The organism is Gordonia sp. NPDC003376 (assembly GCF_053589235.1).
On record NZ_JBSFRM010000037.1, the window covers coordinates 14910 to 39617 of the forward strand.

Sequence of the window (24708 nt, forward strand, 5' to 3'; positions counted from 1 at the left end):
AGCCCCACACGCTGGTTGAGCCGACGAGGAGCGCAGCGACAAGACGAGTCGAAACCTCCGACGCCCGACGTCGACGACGACACCACCTCAGAGGTGAACGGCACCCAGCGCGGGTGACCGAGATTTCGACACGGGTCCTCGCGATGCTCGGTCCCGGCTCAATCACCGATGAACACGCTGGTCGAGCCGACCAGGAGCGCAGCGAGCCCCACACGCTGGTTGAGCCGACGAGGAGCGCAGCGACAAGACGAGTCGAAACCTCCGACGCCCGACGTCGACGACGACACCACCTCAGAGGTGAGCGGCACCCGGCGCGGGTGACCGAGATTTCGACACGGGTCCTCGCGATGCTCGGTCCCGGCTCAATCACCGATGAGCACGCTGGTCGAGCCGACCAGGAGCGCAGCGAGCCCCACACGCTGGTTGAGCCGACGAGGAGCGCAGCGACAAGACGAGTCGAAACCTCGGTCGGCCGACGTCGACGACGACACCACCTCAGAGGTGAGCGGCACCCGGCGCGGGTGACCGAGGTTTCGACACGGGTCCTCGCGATGCTCGGTCCCGGCTCAATCACCGATGAGCACGCTGGTCGAGCCGACGAGGAGCGCAGCGACAAGACGAGTCGAAACCTCCGACGCCCGACGACGAGTGGTTACCCCGTCGACCTGTCGGCGCCACACGTACGGAATATAGACACACGGAAATACGTCCGTAACGCGACGGTCGTAGCGTGTCGGCGTGGCTTCACTGACCTTGATCGAGAACGCACAGGTGATCACCGTCGACCCGGATCGGCGGGAACTGCCTGCCGCATCGGTGCTGATCGACGGCACCACCATCGCGGCCGTCGTCCCCGACGGTGAGCCTCTCCCCGATCTGTCCCCGGACGTGGTGCGTGTGGACGGCACCGGATGTGCGCTCACCCCCGGGCTGGTCAACACCCATCATCACCTGTACCAATGGATCACCCGCGGGCTGGCCGCTGACCACACCCTGTTCCAGTGGCTGCAGACCTTGTACCCGATCTGGGCGGGCATCGACGAGAAGGCGGTGCACACCGCCGCACTCGGCGGTCTGTCACGACTCGCTCTGACCGGCGCCACGCTGACCACCGATCACCACTATGTGTTCCCTCGAGAGGGTGGCGACCTGCTCGGTGCCGAGATCACCGCGGCCGCCACCGTCGGACTGCGCTTCCATCCGACCCGCGGCTCGATGGACCTGTCGGAGAAGGACGGTGGGCTGCCGCCGGACTCCGTGGTGCAGACCATCGACGAGATCCTCGCCGACTCGTCGGCCTCGGTCGCGCGGTGGCACGATCCGTCCCGCGAGTCGATGCTGCGCATCGCGCTCGCCCCCTGCTCGCCCTTTTCGGTGACCACCGACCTGCTGCGTGAGTCGGCGGTACTGGCCCGCGAGCTCGGGGTGCGGCTGCACACCCATCTCGCCGAGTCGCCGGACGAGAACACCTATTGCGCCGAGCAGTTCGGGTCCACCCCGCTGCAATACATGGAGTCGGTGGGCTGGATCGGCGACGACGTGTGGTTCGCGCACGGTGTGGAGTTCTCCGACGCCGACGTCGCCCGTCTGGGCGCCACCTCGACCGGGGTGGCCCACTGCCCCACCTCCAATGCGCGGCTCGGCAATCGGATCTGCCGCACGGCCGATCTGCACGCGGCCGGCGTACCGGTGGGTCTCGGGGTGGACGGGGCGGCGTCGAACGAGTCCTGTCAGCTGCTCGAGGAGGCACATCAGGCCGTGCTGATGGCCCGCGCCCGGGGTGGACCCACCGCCCTGACCACCCGCACCGCCCTGGAACTGGCCACGATCGGCGGCGCCCGGGTCCTCGGCCGCGCCGACGAGGTGGGGTCGATCGAGGTGGGTAAACTCGCCGACGTCGTGCTGTGGGATCTCACCGGGCTCGGACATGCCGACATCACCGATCCGGTGGCCGCCCTCGTCCTCGGATCGATCCCGCCGATCCGCGGTTCCTGGGTCAACGGCGAGCGTATCGTCGCCCACAACGAGCTCATCACGGTCGACGCCGACGTGGTGGCCCGCGACTGCGCCGCCGAGCACCGCCGGCTGCTCGCCAAGGCGGGCTGAGGAGGCCGCTCGTGGACGTCAACACCATCACCGGTTACCGGTTCGCCCACACCCGCGCCGATCTCGCCCTCGCCCCCGGAGAACGCATCGTCGCGGGCGGCACATGGTTCTTCAGTGAGCCGCAGATCGATGCGACCGGGGTCGTCGACATCAGCCGGATCGGGTGGCCGCCCATGGAGGATCTGCCCGACGGCGGTCTGCGGATCGCGGCAACGTGTCCGATCGCCACCCTCGCGAACCTTCCCGCGCGCCCGGGATGGCAGGCTCACCCACTGCTGTTCCAATGTGCCACAGCGTTGTTGGCGTCCTACAAGATCTGGGGCGTGGCGACGGTCGGGGGCAACATCTGCCGGTCGTTCGCCGCGGCCTCGATGGTGTCGTTGACCGTCGGACTCGACGGCGAGGGGCTGATCTGGTGTCCGGACGGTTCCGAACGCCGTGTACCGATCGCGACCTTGGTGACCGGCAACGGTACAAACACCCTCGAACCCGGAGAGGTGATGCGCGCCATCGACATCCCCGGGTATGCGATGCGTGCGCGTACCGGGTTCGGCAAGATCGCACTGGCCGAACTCGGCCGGTCGGGTGCGGTGGTGACCGGCCGCCGCGACGAGGACGGCACCTGCGTCTTCGGTATCACCGCGGCCACCGGATGGCCGACACTGCTCCGCTATCCGGCGCTGCCCGACGCGGCGACCCTACACACCGACGTCGCCTCGGCCGACGGGTACTACACCGATCCACTCGGGTCCGCCGACTGGCGTCGTGGCGTGAGTGCCGTTCTCGCCGAACGTATCCGAACCGAGCTCGACCATCCCGACAGCCCTACCGCAATCGGCCGAGAGGAGTCCTGATGCGATTCGAGATCAACTCCGAACCCGTTGACGCCGAGCCCCGTGCCGGGCAGTGCCTGCGCACCTTCCTGCGCGACACCGGCCACTTCGAGGTGAAGAAGGGATGCGACGCCGGCGACTGCGGTGCGTGTTCGGTTCTGGTGGACGACGTTCCGGTGCATTCGTGCATCTATCCCGCACAGCGGATCGGCGGCGCCTCGGTCACCACGGTGGCCGGGTTGGGCACTCCCGACGATCTCCACCCCATGCAGCAGTCCTTCGTGGACAACTTCGGATTCCAGTGTGGCTTCTGCACCGCCGGCATGATCGTCACCGCCTCCACTCTGTCTCCTGACGATCTCGACGACCTACCGCGACGGATGAAGGGAAACCTCTGCCGTTGCACGGGGTATCGTGCGATCCGCTCGGCGATCACCGCCGGCGTGACGGGCACCCCGGCTCCCACCCCCACGGCGTGTGCATCGCTGTGCGGCAAGGAAACCGACGCCACCGGCACCGTCGGCAGGTCGATCAATCCGCTCGCCGCGCGGCGGGTGGTGACCGGCACCGAGCCCTACACCTTCGACGTGGATGTGCCGGGCGTCCAGTATCTTCGGGTGCTGACCTCCCCGCATCCGCATGCCCGGATCACCCGCGTCGACATCACCGCGGCGGCCGCCGTCGACGGGGTGAACCTCGTCCTCACTCACGAGAACGTCAGCACGCCAAGGTTTTCCACCGGACGTCATGAATCCCGGCTCGACGATCCCGACGACACCCTGATCCTCGATCCCGTGGTGCGCTTCGTCGGTCAACGCGTCGCCGCCGTCGTCGCCGACACCGCCGCGGCCGCCGAACAGGCGTGCCGGCTGATCGAGGTGGACTACGAACCGCTGCCGGCGGTGTTCGACCCGGTCGAGGCACGGCGCCCGGGCGCTCCGCTGGTGCATCCCGATCGCACCCCGGAAGACCGGGTGGTCGCGGCTGATCGCAATGTGATCGCGGAGTTCCACGAGGGTTTCGGTGGTGATGTCGACGCGGCCCTGGCGGCTGCTGCGGTCACCGTCGGCGGCAGCTGGCAGACCGCGCGGGTGTCGCACGCACAGTTGGAGACCCACGGCAGCATCGGCTGGCTCGAAGAGGATCGGCTGGTGATCCGCACGTCCACCCAGGTGCCGTTCCTGGTGCGCGACGAGCTCGCCCGGTTACTCGAGATGCCCGCCGAGCGGATCCGGGTGTTCGCCGCCCGCGTCGGCGGCGGATTCGGCGGCAAGCAGGAGCTGCTGACCGAGGACCTGGTCGCGCTCGCAGTGTTGCGCACGGGCCGCCCGGTGGCCTACGAGATGACCCGCACCGACGAGATGACCCGGACCACCTACCGGCACCCGTTCCGGGTGGCGGTCGATCTCGGCGCCGATGCCGACGGACGCCTCACCGCGATGAAGGTCGACGTCCTCTCCGACACCGGCGCCTACGGCAATCACGCGATCGGCGTGATGTTCCATGCCTGCGCCGAGTCGGTGTCGGTCTACAACTGCCCGGTCAAGCGGGTCGACGCAGAGGTGGTCTACACCAACAATCCGCCGTCGGGCGCGTTCCGCGGATACGGACTGGGACAGGTGATCTTCGCCGTCGAGAGTGCGATGGACGAGCTGGCGATCCGACTCGGCATCGACCCGTTCGACCTACGCCGGATCAACGCGGTCGCCGAGGGCGATCCGCTGCTGATCGCCCACGAGGAGCCCGAGGAGGACCTGATCTACGGCAGCTACGGCCTCGACCAGTGTCTCGACCTCACCCAGACCGCCCTCGCCCGGCGCGGCGGCATCGCCGCACCCGACGGCGACGAATGGCGGGTCGGCGAGGGCATGGCCCTCGCGGCCATCGCGACGATGGCACCCCGCGGACACTTCTCGACGGTGACCGTCGGCGTGGATGCCGAGGGCACCTACCACGTCGGGGTGGGCACGTGTGAGTTCGGCAACGGCACCACCACCGTGCACGCCCAGATCGCGGCGTCGGCGCTGTCCACCGAGATCGGCCGCATCCGTGTGTCGTACGGCGACACCGACGCCGCACCGTACGACACGGGCGCATTCGCGTCGGCGGGCACCACCGTGGCGGGCAAGGCCGTCCACGGTGCGGCCCTCGGCCTGCGGCAGGCGCTGATCGACGCGGCGACGTCACTGTCCGGGGGCACGGCCGACCAAGTGCGGCTGGGCCCCGACGGCGCGATTGTCGGCGACCGGACGCTCGGCTTCGGCGAGCTCATCGACGCGGTCGACGAGACCTGCCGCCAGGACCATCCGGACGGTGTCCGGGCGGTGGCCTCCGGCGCCGAGCGAGGCGACCTGCGGTCGATCGCGTTCAACGTGCAGGGCTTCCGGGTCGCGGTCAACACGGAGACCGGAGCGGTCCGGATCCTGCACTCGGTGCACGCCGCCGACGCCGGCACGGTCATGAATCCCCAGCAGTGTCTCGGCCAGGTCGAGGGCGGTGTGGCGCAGGCGATCGGCGCGGCCCTGTACGAGGAGATCATGCTCGACGGCAAAGGCGTGCCCCTGACCCCGGTGTTCCGCACGTATCGGGTCCCACAGATGGCCGACATCCCCGACACCGAGGTGTTCTTCGCCGACACCTCCGACGACCTGGGTCCGTTCGGCGCCAAGTCGATGAGCGAGTCGCCGTACAACCCGGTGGCACCGGCCCTGGCCAATGCCATCCGGCGGGCGATCGACGCGCGCCCCTACGAGACGCCGATGTCGCGGGACCGGGTGTGGCGGCTGACCCAGGGGTGAGGCGGATCGCTGCCGGTTCGGCTCTCTCGAATCCCGTGGGATGCCCCGGCGTCGCTGTTTTCGGTAGCCCTAACTTTTTGTTTCGCCATGGTTGATAGTCGGCAGCCGATGTGTCAGATTGGGCAGGTGAGCCAGGTCGACACACGCACCTCCGACGCACCCGAACCCGAGCCGACAACCGGCCCGGACACCGGAGCGGCCACCGACAGCGGCATCGCCGATGCACGTACCACCGCCCAGCTGCGCGGGAACCGCTCCCGGTTGTTGCGGCAGGTGGCGCTGTTCGGTCCGGCGTTCGTCGCGGCAGTGGCCTACGTCGACCCGGGCAATGTCGCGGCCAACATCACCGCGGGTGCGCGGTATGGGTTCCTGCTGGTCTGGGTGCTCGTCGCGGCGAACATCGTCGCCATGCTGATCCAGTACCAGTCGGCGAAACTCGGGATCGTCACCGGCCGCAGCCTGCCGGCGATTCTCGGTGAACGGCTGGGCAAGCGGAAACGTCTCGCGTACTGGGTGCAGGCCGAGGTCGTCGCGATCGCCACCGATCTCGCCGAAGTACTCGGCGGCGCCATCGCCCTGCAGCTGTTGTTCGACCTGCCGCTGGTGGTCGGCGGTGTGATCGTCGGCGTGATCTCGACGCTGGTGTTGCTCCTGCAGAACCCGCGGCAGCAGCGGGTGTTCGAATCGGTGATCGTGGCACTGCTGGCGATCATCGTCGTCGGATTCCTGGCCGGACTGGTCGTCGATCCACCGTCGGCCGCCGATGTCGCCGGCGGCCTGATCCCCCGGCTCCAGGGACCCGAGACCGTGCTGCTGGCCGCGTCGATGCTCGGTGCCACGGTGATGCCGCACGCGATCTACGTGCACTCGGCGCTGGTGATCGACCGCTACGGCGTCACCCGCACCGAGAAGCGGCGTCGACGTCTGCTGCGGGCCACCCGCTGGGATGTGGCGCTCGCCCTGGTCGTCGCCGGTGCGGTGAACATCGCCCTGCTGCTGCTGGCCGCCGAGAACCTCCGTGGCAAGGAGGGCACCGACACCATCGAGGGCGCCTACCATGCCGTCGCCGACACGATGGGTCCCGGGATGGCCACCGCGTTCGCCGTGGGCCTGCTCGCGAGCGGTCTGGCCGCCACATCGGTCGGGTCGTCGGCGGGTGCGGCGATCATGGACGGTTTGCTCAAGAAGCGGATTCCGCTGCTGGTGCGTCGTCTGGTCACCTTGCTGCCGGCACTGGCGGTGCTGTGGATCGGGGTGGATCCCACTTGGGCGCTGGTGGTCAGTCAAGTGGTGCTGAGCTTCGGCATCCCGTTCGCGATCATCCCGCTCGGACGGCTCACCGCCGATCGCTCGCTGATGGGTCCGTTCGCCGATTCGTGGCCGCTGAGGGTCGCAGCCGGGGTCGCGTCGGTGGCGATCGTGATCCTCAATCTCGCGCTCGTCGTGCTGGTGTTCACCGGGACGTGATCGATCCGGCCGTGCGTGACGGGGCGTACGTCGTGGGGCCCCGGGCCGTGCGGGCACCGGTCAGGCGAGCAACCCCTTGGCGACGTGGGTCACCTGGATCTCATTGCTGCCGGCGTAGATCATCAGCGACTTGGCATCGCGCGCCAGCTGTTCCACGCGGTACTCGGCCATGTAGCCGTTGCCGCCGAACAGCTGCACCGCCTCCATCGCGACGTCGGTCGCGGCCGTGGAACTGTAGAGCTTCATCGCCGACGCCTCGGCGAGTGTCATCGGTTTGCCCGCCTTGGTCCGTTCGATCGCGCTGAACAGCATGTTCTGCACGTTGATCCGCGCGACCTCCATCTCGGCGAGCTTGAGCTGGATGAGCTGGAAGCGGCCGATCTCCTGGCCCCACAGGGTGCGGTTCTTGGCATAGTCGACGCTCAGGCGCAGGCATTCGTCGATGATGCCGAGCGCCAGCGCGGCGATGCCGACGCGTTCGGCGGTGAATCCGGCCTTGGCCCCCTCGGCACCCGTGGCATCGGAGCCGGTGTCCTCGGTCTCGCCGAGCAGGCGGTCCGGGCCCAGGCGCACGTTGTCGAAGAACAGCTCGCCGGTCGGCGAGCTCATCATGCCCATCTTCTTGAACGGCTTGCCCTGGGTGAGGCCCGGCATGCCCTTGTCGAGCACAAAGGTGAGCACCTTGCGGTCGCGGATCGGAGTGCCCGAGCCGTCGTCGAGCTTGGCGAACACGACGATGGTGTCGGCGTACGGGCCGTTGGTGATGAAGGTCTTCTGACCCTTGAGGATGTAGTCGTCACCGTCGCGGCGGACGGTGGTCTTCATGCCGCCCAGTGCATCCGACCCGGAGTCGGGCTCGGTGATCGCCCAGGCCCCGACCTTCTCCATGGTGACCAGCTCCGGCAGCCATCGCTTCTTCTGTGCGAGGGTGCCCTTGCCACGGATGGTGGAGACGGTCAGCCCCATGCTCACGCCGAGCGAGGCGACCAGGCCCAGGCTCACCCCGGCCAGTTCCATGTTGAGGATCAGAAACATCGAGTTACCGCCGCCCATGCCGCCACCGCCCGACGACGTGGTCTCCCCGGCCGATTCGGCGGCGAGCTCCTTCTCCAGCCCTTCGGCCGCCATCGCGTCGACCCCGAAGGTGGACAACAACTTCCGAGTGATGTCGTAGGGCGGCAGCACCCCGGTCTCGAGTTCGTCGACGTGCGGCCGGACCTCCTTGTCGATGAACGCACGTAGCGCATCCCGCACCATCAGGTCTTCCTCGGACCACTCGAACATCGACACCTCCGTTGAACACGACGACCCCGCGTCGACGAGAACACGTTTCAGTTTCCCACTGTGTCAGGTGTCACGTGCTGCTGTCCAGAGATCCCTGTCCGGAGACCACCTTGTCCGGCAGGAATCCTGCCCGGGGATCAGGGTGCGGGGTAGTGATGGGCCGGGGCGACGTCCACCGCGAAGAAGCCCGCCGGGTCACCGGCGAGCACGGCCTGCGCCACCGGCATCGCGACCACGGCAAACAGGTCGGCACCGGCGGCGGACACCTCGTCGCGCCAGGCGAGGATGCGGGCGACGAAGGCGGCCAGGGACTCTCCGCCGTGCGGGGTCGAGTCAGGGTCGGTGAAGAACGCACCGAGGGCCGACGGGTCGATCTGCTCGGGCACACATCCCGACCACGAGCCGACGTCGAGTGTGGCCAGCCGGTCGTCGAGGGTCGGCCCGGACACGGGCCGCCCCGGGGTGAACAGGGCGGGGGTGAACAGGGCGGGGGTGAACAGGGCGGGGGTCAGGAGCTCGGCGGTCTGGCGACTGGCGGCGTCGGGCCCCACCAGCATCGACCGGGCACCGGTATCCGCCGACCGGGCACCGGTATCCGCCGACCGGGCGTTCAACCGGGCCGCCAGCGCGAGGACCGACTTCCGTCCGACGTCGTCCAGAGACGGATCACCGCCGAATCGGAGGGCCTTGTTGGGGCCGCTCCGACCGGCGGTGATCAGATGAAGCGTCATTCGTCCGGACGTCAGCGGACGTCGGCGAGCGCCGCCGTTCCGGCCGACGACCTCGACCGGGTCAGCACACCCAGGATCGCGGCGAACGCGGTGGACAGCACGGTCCACAGGATCACCTGGTTGGCGATGACGTACACGCGGAAGTCTCCGATCACCGCACCCGGGAAGCCGGGGAAGACAATGGTCTGGCCGTCCATCACCGGTTCGGGCACCTCGTGGAACTCCGGCAGCAGGGCCGCGGTGATCGTGACGACCACCAGGAATCCGACGGCACCGAGGACACCGGCGAACAGTCCACCCAGACGCGGGCGCAGCCAGAACACCAGCACGACGGCGGCCACCACCGCGATCACCGAGACGGCCGTGATCGTCAGGTAGGCACCCGACCGGGCACCGATGGTGTCGTCGTCGCCGACGGCCGGCGGATTGGCCGGGTAGACGAAGAACGGCACCCCGAAGAACGCGATGAAGCCCAGTACGCCGAGGGCGGCGCCGACCCAGCGGTAGTCGGTCGCCGGGTAGTGGCGACCGATGTAGGTCCACAGGACGGTGAACGCGACGGCGAAGAACGCGCCCATGCACAGGGCGAACACGATGGTGCCGACGCCGGCGCCGATGTTCTCCTGCACGGTGCGGGTGAAGACCTCGCCCTCACCACCGTGAACGTGGCCGCTGTGGGCCTCCAGCAGGTGCTCCTCGGCCTCCGACCGGGCACCCTCGTAGTCGATCGCCTTGGCGACCTGCGGCTCGACGAAGATCCGAGCGAAGATGAACGCGACGATTCCGGCGACCAGGCCCGAGAGCAGGCCTGCGCCGATGAACTTCTTCTCCATGTGTGGTTGTCTCGCTTCCGTCCGCGTCAGTGGCAGGGGAAGCCGAGGAAGTGCCGTGCGTCGTGCACGAACTCATGGATGTGGGTGTCGGAACCGAACACCGACACCGCGCCCTGGTCGTAGCCGAGGAAGTAGTAGGCCATGCCGGCCAGGACCAGCGTGGCGGTCAGCCACAGCGCGGCCGAAGCGGCAGAGAGGTCGGGTACGGCAAGCGACACCGCTGTGCCCTGATGGGTGGTTGCGACCATCGGATCAATCCTTCCGTGGGATCATGCGTCCCAGCTGAAATAGCAGATTTTCCGACGTCCGGCGGCGTCCTGGCTCATCCCTCCGACCTGGTCGAATGGACTCACAGTGGCGCGACCGCTCCGGATTCACACCGGATTCTCCGCATGAACGTCTGCGAGCACGATACCCCTCCACCGAGACAGGGACCACGGAACCGTCGGTGGGCTGGAGGATGATGGACGACGTGTCCGATCCGGCAGAGATCCTGGCCCGGTTCACCGCGCCCACGAGGCAGTGGTTCACCGGGGCCTTCGCCGCGCCCACCGCCGCCCAGTCCGGCGCGTGGGAGTCCATCGCCGACGGCGACAACACGCTGGTCATCGCCCCGACCGGGTCGGGCAAGACACTGTCGGCGTTCCTCTGGGCACTCGATCGGCTCGCCGCCCGACCCGACCGCCCCCGGGGCACCACCCGGGTGCTCTACGTCTCCCCGCTCAAGGCGCTCGCCGTCGACGTCGAACGCAATCTGCGAGCGCCGCTGACCGGCATCACACGGGCCGCGCAGGAACTCGGTGAGCCCGAACCCGCGATCACCGTGGGGCTGCGTTCCGGCGACACCCCGGCAGCGCAGCGTCGGCTGCTGGTCCGGACCCCGCCGGACATCCTGATCACCACACCGGAGTCGTTGTATCTGATGCTCACGTCGTCGGCGCGCGAGTCGCTGACCGGCGTGGAAGCCGTGATCGTCGACGAGGTGCACGCAGTGGCCGGCACCAAACGCGGCACGCACCTCGCGCTCTCACTCGAACGACTCGACCGGCTGCTGGAGACCCCCGCACAGCGCATCGGGTTGTCGGCGACGGTGCGCCCGCCCGAGGTGGTGGCCCGGTTCCTGTCCGGGGCGGCCGACTGCACCGTGGTGCGTCCGCCGGCGGCCAAGACCTTCGACCTGCGGGTGGACGTCCCGGTGGAGGACATGGCGAACATCCCGGCACCGCCGGACGCCGACGGCGGGCTCGACGAGCTCGACGATGCCTTCTCCCCGACCGCCGGATCGTTGTGGCCGTACGTCGAGTCGGCGATCGTCGACCTGATCGAGGCCAACCGCAGCACCATCGTCTTCGCCAACTCCCGACGGTTGGCCGAGCGCCTGACCGCCCGGCTCAACGAGATCGCCGAGAATCGTGCCGGGGCGTCGGTGTCCGAAGCCGCGGTGCGAAACCAGCGCGTGGCGGGCGGCGCACCGGCGTTGGTGATGGCCAGTGGCGCGAGCGCCGGTACCGGGCACGTCCTCGCGCGGGCCCATCACGGCTCGGTCAGCAAAGAGCAGCGCGCCGAGATCGAGGACGACCTCAAGACCGGGCGGCTGCGCTGCGTGGTGGCCACCAGCTCACTGGAACTCGGCATCGACATGGGCGCCGTCGATCTGGTGGTACAGGTGGAGGCACCGCCGTCGGTGGCGAGTGGTCTGCAGCGGATCGGCCGGGCCGGACACCAGGTGGGCGAGATCAGCCAGGGTGTCCTGTTCCCCAAACATCGCACCGACCTGATCCACTGCACGGTGGCCGTGGCGCGGATGCGGGCCGGCGAGATCGAGGAGCTGACGGTTCCGACCAATCCGCTCGACGTGCTCGCCCAGCAGACGATCGCCGCGGCCGCCGTGGACGACCTCGACGTCGACGACTGGTTCGAGACCGTCCGGCGGTCGGCGCCGTACCGCGATCTCGGCCGGTCGGTGTACGAGGCGACCCTCGATCTGGTCTCCGGCCGGTTCCCGTCCGACGAATTCGCCGAACTCCGGCCCCGCGTGACCTGGGATCGCGACCGGAACACGTTGTCGGGGCGGCGCGGCGCCCAGCGGCTGGCGGTGACCTCCGGCGGGACCATCCCCGACCGTGGGTTGTTCGGCGTGTTCATGGTCGGTGAGAAGGCTGCCCGTGTCGGCGAGCTCGACGAGGAGATGGTCTACGAGTCGCGGGTCGGTGACGTGTTCGCGCTCGGCGCCACCAGCTGGCGGATCGAGGACATCACCCATGACCGGGTCCTGGTCTCCCCGGCGTTCGGCCAGCCGGGCAGGCTGCCGTTCTGGATCGGCGACAGCATCGGACGACCGGCCGAATTGGGTGCCGCCATCGGCAGATTCACCGGCGAGATCGCCGACCGCGCCGAACTCGACCGCCGCGCAGATGATCTCGGCCTCACCGACTTCGCCCGCGAGAACCTGGCCGCACTCATCGCCGAACAGCGCGAGGCCACCGGACATCTGCCCACCGACCGCACCCTGGTGGTCGAGCGATTCCGCGACGAACTCGGCGACTGGCGGCTGATCCTGCACTCGCCGTACGGCTTACGCGTGCATGCGCCGTGGGCGTCGGCGATCTCGGTGCAGCTCAAGGTCTCCCTCGGTCTCGACGGCGCGGTGACCGCCTCCGACGACGGGATCATCGTCCGCCTACCCGACACCGACGACACCCCGCCGGGTGCCGCCGTCTTCACCGTCGATCCCGACGAGGCGGAGCAGCTGATCACCGACGCACTCGCCGAGTCGTCGATGTTCGCCTCCCGGTTCCGCGAGTGCGCGGCGCGCGCACTGCTGTTGCCGCGCCGCGACCCCGGCCGGCGGGCACCGCTGTGGCAGCAACGCCAGCGCAGTGCCCAGTTGCTCGCCGTGGCATCGCGATTCCCGGACTTCCCGATCGTCCTGGAGGCCGTGCGCGAGTGCCTGCAGGACGTCTACGACCTGCCCGCCCTCATCGATCTGCTGCGACGGGTGGCCACCCGCAAGGTCCGGATGGTCGAGACCGAGACCGAGACCCCCTCCCCGTTCGCCGCGTCGATGCTGTTCGGCTACGTCGGCGCCTTCATGTACAACGACGACGCGCCGCTCGCCGAACGACGCGCCGCAGCACTGTCCTTGGACACCGCGTTGCTCGCGCAGCTGCTCGGTCGGGTCGACCTGCGCGAACTGCTCGACCCGGCGGTGATCGCCGAGGTCACCGCGCGCCTGCAACGTCTCGACCCACAACGGCGCGCACGTGACGCCGAGGACGTGGTGGATCTGCTGCGGTGGCTCGGCCCGTTGTCCACCGAGGCCGTGGCGCAACGGTTCCGGGCCGTCGACAGCGGTTCCGGCACAGACAGCGGTTCCGGCACAGACAGCGGTTCGGCCACCGATGATGGCCCGGACACCGGTGTCGTCGCGGCCGTGACGTCCGTTCTCGCCGGGTTGCACCGCGACGGCCTGATCATCTCGATCGGCCATCGGGGCCGCGCGCTGTGGGCGGCGGTCGAGGACACCGCGCGCCTGCGCGATGCGCTCGGCGTACCGGCCCCGCTGGGGGTGCCCGCCGCCTTCCTCGAATCCGTTCCCGACCCGGTGGGCGATCTCGTCCACCGCTACGCCCGCACGCACGGGCCGTTCACCGTCGCCGAGGCGGCCGAGGACATCGGGCTCGGGGTGGCCGTCGTCTCCGACACCCTGACGCGGTTGGCGGGTTCGCGGTCGGTGGTCGAGGGCGACTTCCTGTCCGGCGTCGCCGGCACCCAATGGTGTCATGCCGACGTCCTCGGGCAGATCCGCCGCGGTTCGCTCGCCGCGACCCGCGCCGAGGTCGCACCGGTCACCACCGATGCCTTCGCCCGCTTCCTGACCGACTGGCAGCACGTCACCCCCGGCGAGCAGCTCGGCGGTGTCGACGGCGTCGCGGTGGTGCTCGACCAGCTGGCCGGACACCCGCTGCCGGCGTCCGCGTGGGAATCGCTCATCCTGCCGGCCCGCGTCCCCGACTATTCCCCGGCGATGCTCGACGAGTTGCTGTCGGCGGGCGACGTGGTGTGGTCGGGCGCGGGTCGGATCGGTGGCGCCGACGGATGGATCCGATTCTGCCCGACCGACCTCGCCGAGGTGCTGCTGCCCGAGCCGGACGAGATCGACCTGACCGACATCCACCGGGAGTTGCTCGCTCGTTTCGCCACCGGCGGCGGGCTCCGTTATGCGCAGCTCACCGCAGATCTCGAGGACACCGGGATCACCGCGGGCGCCGATGCGCTCGAGTCCGCGCTGTGGGATCTGGTGTGGTCGGGGCATGTCTCCAACGACTCGTTCGCCCCGGTCCGGGCGCTGCTGATGCCCCGCCGGTCCGGTCCGTCGCGACCGACACCGGCACATCGATCGCGGGGCCGGGCACCGAGACTCCGCCCGGGCCGGCTGTCCACCCGCAGCCTGCTGTCGTCGTCCCCCGGCGCCGTACCCACCCCGCCGATCGTCGGTGGCCGGTGGTTCGCCCCGCTCGACCGGACCACCGATCCGACCCTGCTCACCCAGGTGCTCTGTGACCAGCTGTTGGCACGGTACGGCGTGGTGACCCGCGGTCCGGTCGTCAGCGAGGCCGTGACCGGTGGGTTCGCGCGGATCTACAAGGCGCTCACCGTGTTCGAGGACAGCGGGCAGGTCCGCCGCGGCTACTACGTCGACGGCCTCGGCGGTGCCCAATTCGCGGCGCCGTCGACCGTGGACGATCTACGACGGCACGCGCTCGACGATGCCTCCCTCGACGGCCGACGACACGAGATGACCACAGTGGTGCTCGCGGCGACCGATCCGGCCAACCCGTACGGTGCGGCCCTGGACTGGCCACAGCGTCCCGACGGCGGGCATCGTGCAGGGCGCAAGCCGGGTGCGCTGGTGGTACTCGTCGACGGCGCGCTGGTGGCGTTCATCGAACGCGGCGGCAAGACCGTCCTGACCTTCACCGAGTCGGATTCGATACTGCGCGAGGCGATCTCCGGGATCACGGCGGTGGTCGGTCGCGGTGGTGTGGCGCGGTTGACCGTCGATCAGATCAACGGTGCAGAGGCCTTGCGGTCACCGTTGGCGCCGGTGTTCGTCGACTGCGGTTTCGCCACCACCCCGCGAGGGCTCCGGATCCGGTACGGCCATGCCCGAGGGTGACACCGTCTTCCGCGCGGCCGCCCGGCTGCGAGCCGGGCTCCTGGGAAAGATGTTGACGCACTCCGATTTCCGTGTCCCCCGCCTGGCCACCGTCGATCTGTCCGGCCGCGAGGTCGTCGCGGTGCGGTCGCGGGGCAAACACTTGCTGATCGACGTCGGCCCCGGGGATGGACGGGAACCGATCAGCATCCACAGCCATCTGTCGATGGAAGGTGGCTGGGATGTGCACCGGGTGGGCGACCCGTGGCATCAGCGCGCCCACACCGCACGGGTGGTGCTGCGCAACGACACCGTCGAGGCGGTCGGGTTCGCCCTGGGCACCCTCGACCTGATGGCCGACCCGGACGACGCGCTGGCATACCTGGGGCCCGACCTGCTGGGCGACGACTGGGATCCGGGCGAGGCCGATCGGCGGATCTCCCGGCACCCGGACACCCCGATCGGCATCGCCCTCTTGGATCAGCGGCGGATGGCGGGTGTCGGCAACGTGTATCGGTCGGAGCTGTGCTTTCTCCGCGGCGTGCTGCCCACCCGTCCGGTGGGTGGGGTCGATGTGCCGGCGATGGTCGATCTCGCTCACCGTCTGCTCGTGGCCAACCGAAACCGCGCCGCCCGCACCACAACCGGAAACACCGGTCGCAACGCTCGACTCTGGGTCTACGGCCGTCGGGCCCAGCCGTGCCGTCGGTGCGCCACACCGATCCGGCGTGACCATCTCGGGACCGCCGACGCCGAGCGCGTCATCTACTTCTGTCCGCGGTGTCAGACCTGAGTGCGAACTCGGCGGCACCAACCAGCCCTTGATGACCGAGTCGGGCCGTCGTCGACGTTCGAGCCAGTCCCCCGTCCATGATTGAGCCGAGCCTTCATCGATGATCGAGCCGGGACCGAGCCCTTTGCACTCGAATTGCACTCGAACCACCCTCGACTGCTTGATGATCGATCCGGGACCGAGCGAAACGAGGACCCGAGTCGACATCCCCGCAACCCACGCCGAGCAGTAACCACCCCCGAGGTGGTTCCGTCATCGACGTCAACCAACCGAGGCTTCGACACGCCTCGCCGCTACGCTCCTCACCGGCTCAACCACCAACACTCACTTCATGATCGAGCGAGGACTCTTCTCGCTGATCGAACCGGGACCGAGCGAAACGAGGACCCGTGTCGACATCTCCGCAGGCCGAAAACCCCACGCGACCAACGGACATGCCGACCGGGGAGCCCGCCGCAGCGCTCAGACCGGGTAGCGCTCGGGTTCCGGACCGAACTGGAAACGACGGCCCGTGATGTCTCCGGCCGCGATCTCCACATAGTTGTACTTGATGGTGGGAATCCACGGACGCAACGGCGTCTCGTCGGCGGCCGCGATCTCGTCGTTGCGGGACAGGATGCGCGCGGTGCCCTTGACCACCACACTCCAGCCGGCGTCACCGTCGTACGAGTCGACCTCGAAGGCCACGTTCTCGTTGACGACGAGCTCGGTGAGCTTCGTGCCCTCGGCGGTGCGGAACAGGATACGTCCCTCGCCCGCGTAATAGTTGACCGGAAAGATGTCCGGATGTCCGCCGACGGTCACCGCGAGTCTGCCCACTGCGCCCTTGCCCAACAGTTCCCAGGCCTCGTCGGCGCCCAGTTCCTGAACCGGATTGTCCACCATGGTCTTTGCCTTCCTCTACCCCTGTTGCCACCCGTAACCATTTTCCACCTCCTCACGGTACCGGCCGCAGGGTCAAAGGTCCTGTCGTGGCGCGGGTCAGCTGTCGGGGACGGGCACCGGCTCGAGGAGTTCCGGCCGTGACTCCGGGGCCGCGGCACGTAGGGCGTCGGCCGACTCGTCGTCGGGTTGACGCTGCGAGGCGATCTCGGCGGCCACCCGGGCGTCGTACGTCTGTATCTCGTAGGCGATCTGCTCGGGTCCCCAGCCCAGGATCGGGGCGAGCAACTCGGCCACCTCCTGAGCGCAGTCGACGCCACGGTGGGAGTACTCGATCGAGATGCGGGTACGCCGGGCCAGTACGTCCTCCAGGTGCAGGGCCGCCTCGTCGACGGCAGCGTAGACCACCTCCACCCGTAGGTACTGTGGCGCGGCGGCGAGTGGACGCAGCAGCGACGGGTCGTCGGCGGCGTAGGACAACACGTCGTCGATCAGCGACCCGTAACGATTGAGGAGGCGACGGATCCGGTAGGGATGCAGCCCGTACCTGGTGCCGAGGTGCTCGCACTGGTTGATCAGCGCGAAGTAGCCGTCGGCACCGACCAGCGGTACCCGCTCGGTGATCGACGGCGCGACACGTGTGGGGATGAAATCGTCGCAGGCGTCCACCGCATCGGCGGCCATCACCCGGTAGGTGGTGTACTTGCCGCCGGCGATCGACACCAGACCCGGGGCCACCCGGGCCACCGCGTGCTCGCGGGACAGCTTCGAGGTGGCCTCGTCCTCCCCGGCCAGCAGCGGCCGCAGTCCTGCGTAGACGCCCTCGATGTCGTCGTGGGTCAGCTTGGTGACCAGCACCGTGTTGACGTGTTCGAGGATGTAGTCGATGTCGGCGCGGGTCGCCGCAGGGTGCGCCAGGTCCAGGTTCCAGTCGGTGTCGGTGGTGCCGATGATCCAATGCGTCTCCCACGGGATGACGAACAGCACGGACTTCTCCGTGCGCAGGATGATCGCGGTCTCACTGACGATCCGGTCACGCGGGACGACGATGTGCACACCCTTCGATGCCCGCACCCGGAAATGTCCACGCTCGTGCGAGAGCGCCTGCACCTCGTCGGTCCACACCCCGGCCGCATTGATCACGCAGTGCGCCCGGACCTCGGCGGTCTCCCCGTTCTCGGTATCGAGGACCTTGACACCCATCACCCTGTCGGCCTCGCGCAGGAACCCGACGACCTGGGTGGACGTACGGATCACGGCCCCGTAGTTGGCGGCGGTACGCGCGACGGTCAGGCTGTGGCGGGCGTCGTCGACGACGGTGTCGTAGTAGCGGATGCCGCCGATCAGGGAGTCGCGTTTCAGGGCCGGCGCCACCCGCAGTGCTCCAGAGCGCGTCACATGACGTTGTCCCGGAACCGATTTCGCTCCGCCCATACTGTCGTAGAGGAAGATGCCCGCGGCCACGTAGGGGCGTTCCCAGATCCGCTGGGTCAGCGGATAGAGGAACGGCAGCGGCTTGACCAGGTGTGGGGCGAGCAACCGTAGGGACAGTTCCCGTTCCCGCAGTGCCTCGCGCACCAGGCCGAACTCGAGTTGTTCGAGATACCGCAGACCGCCGTGGAACATCTTCGACGAGCGGCTCGACGTCCCCGACGCGATGTCGCGGGCCTCCACCAACGCCACGCGCAGACCTCGGGTCGCGGCGTCGAGCGCGGCCCCGACACCCACCACACCGCCGCCGACGACCACGATGTCGAACTGTTCGGTGGACAGGCGCCGCCACGCCTCGGCACGGTAGAGCGGGCCCATGTCCGCAGGTCGATCGGGATCGAATCGGGGGTCGCCATGCGCCCTTCGTGCACTCGAATCGCCGGACTCGGTGTTCATGCTTGGTCAGCGTAATTGATCTCGGTGACCTACACCGCGTGCGACACTGGGCGCCGTGCAGAGTGCTTCGGGTTATGTCGTGTCGATCGACCAGGGAACCACCTCGACGCGGGCCATCGTGTTCGACCGGTCCGGCCGCGTGGTGTCGTCCGAGCAGATCGAGCATCGGCAGATCTTCCCGCGCCCCGGCTGGGTGGAACACGATCCCGCCGAGATCTGGCGCAACACCCGTCGGGTGGCAGCGGCCGCCTTGGCCGCCGTCGACCTCACCGTCGACGACATCGTGGCGTGTGGGCTGACCAATCAGCGTGAGACGACGATGGCCTGGGACCGGTCGACCGGCGAGCCCCTGCACAACGCGATCGTGTGGCAGGACACCCGCACCGCCCAACTGTGTGTCGATCTCGGCGGTGACGTCGGCACCGACCGCTACCGGGCGCGCACCGGCCTGCCCCTGTCCACCTATTTCTCCGGCCCCAAGATGCGCTGGCTACTCGATCACGTGCCGGCCGTTGCCGACCGCGCCCGAAGCGGCGAACTCTGTTTCGGCACAATGGATTCGTGGATCGGCTGGAACATGACCGGCGGTCCCTCAGGCGGTCTGCACATCACCGATGTGACCAATGCGTCGCGGACCATGCTGATGGATCTGCGCACCCTGGCGTGGGACGAGCAGATCTGCGCCGAGATGGGTATCCCGATCGACGCCCTCCCGCAGATCCGCAGCTCCTCCCAGGTGTACGGCGCACTGCGCGAACACGGCTCGCTCCCGGGGGTCCCGTTCGCGGGCATCCTCGGCGATCAGCAGGCGGCCACCTTCGGCCAGGCGTGTCTGTCGGCGGGCGAGGCCAAGAACACCTACGGCACCGGAAACTTCCTGCTGCTCAACACCGGGACCGAGGTGGTCTTCTCCGACCACGGTCTGCTCACCACCGTCTGCTATCAGATCGGTGACGCCGCACCGCATTACGCCCTGGAAGGGTCGATCGCGGTGACCGGATCGCTGGTGCAGTGGCTGCGGGACAACCTCGGCATCATCGCCGACTCCGCCGAGGTGGAGACCCTGGCCCGGCAGGTCGACGACAACGGCGGCGTGTACGTGGTACCGGCCTTCTCCGGGCTGTTCGCCCCCCGTTGGCGGCCCGACGCACGCGGGGTGATCGTCGGCCTGACACGCTTCGCCGACAAGCGGCACATCGCCCGGGCAGCCCTGGAGGCCAGCGCATTCCAGACCCGTGAGGTGATCGAGGCGATGCAGGCCGACTCCGGTGTCACCCTGTCCACCCTCAAGGTGGACGGCGGGATGGTGGTCAACGACCTGCTGATGCAGTTCCAGGCCGACGTCCTCGACGTCCCGGTGTCGCGTCCGGTGGTCAACGAGACGACGGCCCTCGGCGCGGCGTATGCGGCGGGCCTGGCGGTGGGTTACTGGTCAGGCGAGGACGAGATCCGGGCGAACTGGGCCGAACACACCCGGTGGACGCCGTCGATGGACGCCGACGAGCGTGGGCGGCTGTACAAGGAGTGGAATCGCGCCGTCGAGCACAGCCTCGACCTGGCCTGAGGGCTACCTCGCGTATTCGACCAGCACCCCGACCACCCCCGCGGTGCCACCCATCGCGATCGTCGCCTCGTAGGCGCACTCGCCGAGCCGTTCACCGGCAGGGCGATCGGCGGCCACCGCGATCGCCAGACACTCCAGCGCGCGGGCGCGAAAGAACTTGTGGCGCTGGGTCTCCGGATCGTCAGACCGATGGGCGACCGACGCGTCGAGCTCGTGACGGGAGACCGCGGCGTCGAGCCGGCCGCGGGTCGCCGGGGACACGCGGCCGTGTTCTCGCCACTGCGACAACGCCTCTCGGACCGGCGGCTCGGCGAGAACGTCGGTCAGATCGATCACCGTGGTCACCAGTGCGCCGAGACAGGCGTCGATCTCCGGGTCGGCGACGCGGTCCACGAGGCCGGAGATCGCACCGGGGATCCGGTCGATCCGGCGCGATCGATGAGGGTCATCCATCGCGATCGGTCATCCCCGACGCCCGGACGTCGGATACGGAATCGTCTGCATCCGAGGCGAGATCACCGGCGATCGCCTGCGAGCCGACCTCGTCGACCGGCAGATCCAGGATCGGATCGCCGGGTTCGGTGATCGGCGGCATGGCCTGCGGACCCCAGTCACCGAGCACCGCCGGACCGACGAGCGGGAGATCGCCGACGATCTCCCGGCCATGGGCGTCGTGGTGCAGGTATCCCGGCGGCCGGTGCTTGAGATCGCGCCCACCGCCACCCCCGCCGGGGGCGCCACCTGCGGGCATCGCGGGTCGCATACCGGGCGCCCCGGCCGACGGGACTCCGGCACCGGCCGGCACCCCGCCGGCCGGTGCCGGAGGCACCGTGGGCGGGGCGAACGCGATCGGCTGCACGGCCGGGACACCGATGCCGGCTTCTCCTGCTCCCGAACCGCTTCCACCCCCTTCGGCCGGACCGGCGGCAGAGGGTGCGGACCCGCCGCCGACATCGTCCGACGGCGCACCCACCCCGCGCCCACCGCGCTGCGGGGCGCCGAGGCCGCCACGCGTGAGCACAGCGGCGTCGTCACCACCGCGACCGGCGCCCGTCGGCGGACCGCCGCCGGGGACCGACGGCACGGCGGGGACGGCCGAGACCGGTACCGCGCCCGTGGGCGCCACCGCCGCCGACGGTGGTCCCGAGCCCCCGGGTCCGCCGCCGCCCGGGTCGTCGACGTCGGCGATCAGACCCGATTGCCCCCGCCCACCGCCGAGATCACCTCCACCGCCGCCGATCCCGGAGCTCTGCGTCGAGTCGCCGGCACCGGTCCCGGTGAAGGTGGAATCTTCGGCCGGCGCACCCGGTGACGGCAGCGTGCCCGACACCGCGATCATCGGCGAGCTGTAGGTGCCCGACATGGTGGAGGACACCGCCGACCGGATCGAGGCCGCGGTGTCCGGGTGATCACGCAGACGTTGCTGCTGGACGCGCAGCCATGGGATGTTGCCCTGGGCGCCGGTGACCACCCCGGCAGCCGACTCGATGGCGTCGGCACCCGCCTCGACGGAGTCCACGCCGTTGTCGATCCGTGCTGCCAAGGACGCGGCCCGCTCGACCGCCGAGTTGGCGGCCAGACCGATCAGCTGGTCGTCGCCGAAGGCCGTGCGCAGACTGTGGGCCACGGCGCGCACCGCGGCGATCGCGGTGCGCAGCGCCTCCACGTCACCGCGTGCGGCTCCGCCGTCCATCGTCTCGAGGATGCCGAGCACCTCGCCGATCCCCAGCTGCGACCACGGCGTCTGGGCGCCGGCACCGGGCGGTTCCCCGGCCGCGGACCGCTTGTGTTGTCCGGCTCTCCTGGTCTCGTCCCACACACGCATCCCCCTCGTGTCCCCGCCCGATCCAGGTGAGGGTACCGCCGGATCGGGCCCGGTGGCGGGGTGTGCGTGTGTCTGTGCACCGAGTGGTGCCGCCGGAGATCAGTCCAGGTCGTCGTGGCGAACGAGCTGACGTGCCGCCTCGGTCACCGACCCCGACAGCGACGGATACACCGACAGCGTCGACGCCAGATCCGACACCGTGAGCTTGTTCTGCACCGCCACCGCGATCGGCAGGATCAGCTCCGACGCCGTCGGGGCCACCACCACACCACCGATCACCACACCGGTGGCCGGCCGGCAGAAGATCTTGACGAAGCCGCGACGCAGACCGCTCATCTTGGCGCGCGGATTGGTCGACAGCGGCAGCATCACGGTGCGGGCCGGGTACTCGCCGGCGTCGATCGCCGTCTGCGACACCCCAACCGTCGCGATCTCCGGACGCGTGAAGATCGCCGACGCAACGGTTTTCAGCTTGATCGGGCTCACCCCCTCGCCGAGTGCGTGGTACATGGCGATGCGGCCCTGCATGGCGGCCACGGAGGCGAGCGGGAACAGTCCGGTGCAGTCTCCGGCGGCGTAGACACCGGCCACCGAGGTCCGTGACACGCGATCGACGGTGATGTAGCCGCCGCGGTGCGTCTCCACCCCGGCCTTGTCCAACCCCAGATCGGTGGTGTTGGGCACCGATCCCACGGTCATCAGCACGTGCGATCCGGTCACGCTGCGGCCGTCGGCCAGGTAGGCGGTCACCGTGTCGCCGGTGCGGACCACCTTGTCGGCGCGGGCGTGCTTGATCAGGGTCACACCGCGTTCGGACAAGGCCTCCTCGAGCACGAGGGCCGCGTCCTCGTCCTCGTGCGGGAGCACGCGATCGCGGCTCGACACCAGGGTCACCTTCACGCCCAGCTCGGTGTAGGCGTGCACGAACTCGGCGCCGGTCACACCGGAACCGACCACGATGAGGTGTTCGGGCAGCTTCTCCAGGTCGTAGAGCTGACGCCAGGTGAGGATGCGCTCGCCATCGGGCATCGCGTCGGGCAGGACACGCGGCGAGGCGCCGGTGGCGATCAGCACCACGTCGCCCTCGTAGCGTTCGGTGGTGCCGTCGGGGAGGGTGGCCACCACACCGTGGGTGGAGACGCCGAGCTGGGTGGATTCGAGCCGTGCGGTACCGGAGACCAGCCGCACACCCTCGCTGATCAGGCGCGATCGGATATCGGCGGATTGTGCGAAGGCCAGATCCCGGACACGCTGGTGGATCTGCGGCAGGGTCACCACCGCATCCTCGGAGTGCAGGTCGATGCCGAGGGTGGCGGCGCGGCGGACCTCGGTGCGGATACCGGTGGAGGCGATGAAGGTCTTCGACGGCACACAGTCCCACAGGACGCAGGCACCGCCGATGCCGTCCGAGTCGATCACCGTGATGTCGGCTCCGTAGGCCGCCGCGGCCAACGCCGCCTCATAGCCTGCCGGGCCTCCGCCGATGATCACGATCTTGGTCATGCCACTCCTTACGTGTCGCCCCGGGCCGGCAACGTCCGAATGGTCGACGCGACCGGCAGCCATGTCGTCGGGATCACCATGGGACATGCAGGGGCTGGTTGGTGTATCCGCTGTGATGCGCCGGGTACCAACCTAGTCCTCGCACGCCGACGGAGTGGAACGCACCGGTGAACCGGAGGTGTTCGACACACCTGGTGAACCGGCGGACGACATCATCGCGTCCGCAGTGACCGATAGTGCCGGCGGGTCTCGGCGGGCAGATGCTCGATCGCGTACCCGAGCATCGTCGCCGGCATCTGGGCCGCGTGGGCGTCGAGGAATGCGACGAGCAGGCCGCGGTCGACCCGTTTGCCGACCTCGCGGAGCATCCAGCCGGTCGCCTTCTGCAGCAGGTCTTCTCGGTGCTCTAGGTACTGCACGGCCAGCTCCAGGGTGGTCGAGGCGTCGCCGGCACGGATGAAGGCGTGGGTGGCGACCATCGCGATCCGACGCAGCCACAGGTCGTCGACGCCGGCCAGTTCGGTCAACAGATCGCGTGGACGATCGAGCAGCCACTGTCCGACGATGGGTGCGGCAGACGCGTCGACGATGTCCCAGTTGTTCACCCGCCCGCGGCGTGCGGCGGCGAGGTACCAGTCGACGATCCGCGCGGCGGGCTCGTCGTCGCCGCGACGGATCGCGCGGGTCATCTGCTCGGCGGCGATGAGCACCGCGGTGAGCCGATGTTCGTGCACCGGGGAGGCGATCAGCCGGTCGAGTTCGGGCCGGGGAAGGTCGCGGTGTGCGCGCGCCACGGTCCGCTGCTGCGGCACCGACACCCCGATGAAGCGGTCCCCCGCGCCGTACTGCCCGGGACCGGTCTTGAAGAACCCCGCAGCCGACGCCGCGCGGCCGGGATCGCCGAGGGCGTCGAGTTCGTTCATCACCGCGCGGGCCGTCACGCCCACACCGTAGCGCCGTCGTCGTAATACGATCATGTGTGGTCCGTGTGGCCACACCGATGAGCAGTCGAGCAGTCCGAACCCCGGTTCGGCGGGAAAGTGC

At 69.2% G+C, this 24708-nt stretch carries 17 protein-coding genes and 1 riboswitch; of the genes, 7 read left to right on the forward strand and 10 right to left on the reverse strand.

Features of this window, described 5'->3' with window-relative positions:
* Positions 1-738 precede the first annotated feature (738 nt).
* The 4 genes from ACWDUA_RS23435 (at position 739) to ACWDUA_RS23450 (ending at position 7204) form a co-directional block, all read left to right on the forward strand.
* Entirely contained in the window at positions 739-2106 is a 1368-nt protein-coding gene (locus tag ACWDUA_RS23435) for an 8-oxoguanine deaminase (protein ID WP_449753422.1), read from the forward strand.
* Positions 2107-2117: 11 nt separating this feature from the next.
* Positions 2118-2960 (forward strand): FAD binding domain-containing protein, encoded by an 843-nt coding sequence (locus ACWDUA_RS23440; protein WP_449753423.1) that lies wholly within the window; start codon positions 2118-2120, stop codon positions 2958-2960.
* On the forward strand, positions 2960-5737 hold the full coding sequence (locus ACWDUA_RS23445; RefSeq protein ID WP_449753424.1) for a molybdopterin-dependent oxidoreductase: 2778 nt from the start codon (positions 2960-2962) through the stop codon (positions 5735-5737). The genes ACWDUA_RS23440 and ACWDUA_RS23445 overlap by 1 nt, the downstream gene beginning before the upstream one ends.
* 126 nt (positions 5738-5863) lie before the next feature.
* Complete coding sequence (locus ACWDUA_RS23450) at positions 5864-7204, forward strand: Nramp family divalent metal transporter (protein WP_449753425.1); 1341 nt, start codon at positions 5864-5866, stop codon at positions 7202-7204.
* 60 nt (positions 7205-7264) lie between these two features.
* Here ACWDUA_RS23450 and ACWDUA_RS23455 read toward each other — a convergent pair whose 3' ends face one another.
* The 4 genes from ACWDUA_RS23455 to ACWDUA_RS23470 form a co-directional block, all read right to left on the reverse strand.
* On the reverse strand, positions 7265-8488 hold the full coding sequence (locus ACWDUA_RS23455) for an acyl-CoA dehydrogenase family protein (RefSeq protein ID WP_449753426.1): 1224 nt from the start codon (positions 8486-8488) through the stop codon (positions 7265-7267).
* A gap of 137 nt (positions 8489-8625) precedes the next feature.
* Positions 8626-9219 (reverse strand): histidine phosphatase family protein, encoded by a 594-nt coding sequence (locus ACWDUA_RS23460; RefSeq protein WP_449753427.1) that lies wholly within the window; start codon positions 9217-9219, stop codon positions 8626-8628.
* Positions 9220-9230: 11 nt separating this feature from the next.
* On the reverse strand, positions 9231-10052 hold the full coding sequence (locus ACWDUA_RS23465; RefSeq protein ID WP_449753428.1) for a CbtA family protein: 822 nt from the start codon (positions 10050-10052) through the stop codon (positions 9231-9233).
* A gap of 26 nt (positions 10053-10078) precedes the next feature.
* Positions 10079-10300, reverse strand: a complete 222-nt coding sequence (locus ACWDUA_RS23470) for a CbtB domain-containing protein (protein ID WP_449753429.1) — start codon at positions 10298-10300, stop codon at positions 10079-10081.
* A gap of 43 nt (positions 10301-10343) precedes the next feature.
* Positions 10344-10506: riboswitch (cobalamin riboswitch) on the reverse strand.
* 18 nt (positions 10507-10524) lie between these two features.
* Between ACWDUA_RS23470 and ACWDUA_RS23475 the strand changes: the two genes are divergently transcribed.
* Positions 10525-15231, forward strand: coding sequence for an ATP-dependent helicase (locus ACWDUA_RS23475; protein WP_449753430.1), 4707 nt, complete (start codon positions 10525-10527; stop codon positions 15229-15231).
* Positions 15218-16003: a DNA-formamidopyrimidine glycosylase family protein gene (locus ACWDUA_RS23480; RefSeq protein WP_449753431.1), complete on the forward strand. Its 786-nt coding sequence runs from the start codon at positions 15218-15220 to the stop codon at positions 16001-16003. The genes ACWDUA_RS23475 and ACWDUA_RS23480 overlap by 14 nt, the downstream gene beginning before the upstream one ends.
* A gap of 462 nt (positions 16004-16465) precedes the next feature.
* On the opposite strand, the gene ACWDUA_RS23485 is transcribed toward ACWDUA_RS23480, so the two are convergent.
* Both ACWDUA_RS23485 and glpD read right to left on the reverse strand, forming a co-directional pair.
* Positions 16466-16888, reverse strand: coding sequence for a pyridoxamine 5'-phosphate oxidase family protein (locus ACWDUA_RS23485; RefSeq protein ID WP_449753432.1), 423 nt, complete (start codon positions 16886-16888; stop codon positions 16466-16468).
* Between the two features lie 96 nt (positions 16889-16984).
* Positions 16985-18772 carry a glycerol-3-phosphate dehydrogenase gene (gene glpD, locus ACWDUA_RS23490; protein ID WP_449753433.1) on the reverse strand — a complete coding sequence of 596 codons (1788 nt, stop codon included), beginning with the start codon at positions 18770-18772 and terminating at the stop codon, positions 16985-16987.
* Positions 18773-18827: 55 nt separating this feature from the next.
* Here glpD and glpK point away from each other — a divergent pair, with 55 nt between their 5' ends.
* Positions 18828-20336 (forward strand): glycerol kinase GlpK, encoded by a 1509-nt coding sequence (gene glpK, locus ACWDUA_RS23495; protein WP_449753434.1) that lies wholly within the window; start codon positions 18828-18830, stop codon positions 20334-20336.
* A 3-nt stretch (positions 20337-20339) separates the two neighbouring features.
* Here the strand turns inward: glpK and ACWDUA_RS23500 are convergent, their stop codons facing one another.
* The 4 genes from ACWDUA_RS23500 to ACWDUA_RS23515 all read right to left on the reverse strand — a co-directional run bounded on the left by ACWDUA_RS23500 (position 20340) and on the right by ACWDUA_RS23515 (position 24641).
* Entirely contained in the window at positions 20340-20789 is a 450-nt protein-coding gene (locus ACWDUA_RS23500; RefSeq protein WP_449753435.1) for a hypothetical protein, read from the reverse strand.
* A complete protein-coding gene (locus ACWDUA_RS23505; RefSeq protein ID WP_449753436.1) occupies positions 20782-22161 on the reverse strand; it encodes a hypothetical protein in 1380 nt (459 codons plus the stop codon). Before ACWDUA_RS23505 ends, ACWDUA_RS23500 begins: the two co-directional genes overlap by 8 nt.
* A gap of 99 nt (positions 22162-22260) precedes the next feature.
* Complete coding sequence (locus ACWDUA_RS23510; protein ID WP_449753437.1) at positions 22261-23664, reverse strand: NAD(P)H-quinone dehydrogenase; 1404 nt, start codon at positions 23662-23664, stop codon at positions 22261-22263.
* Positions 23665-23876: 212 nt separating this feature from the next.
* Complete coding sequence (locus ACWDUA_RS23515; protein WP_449753438.1) at positions 23877-24641, reverse strand: DNA alkylation repair protein; 765 nt, start codon at positions 24639-24641, stop codon at positions 23877-23879.
* Positions 24642-24708: the final 67 nt, after the last annotated feature.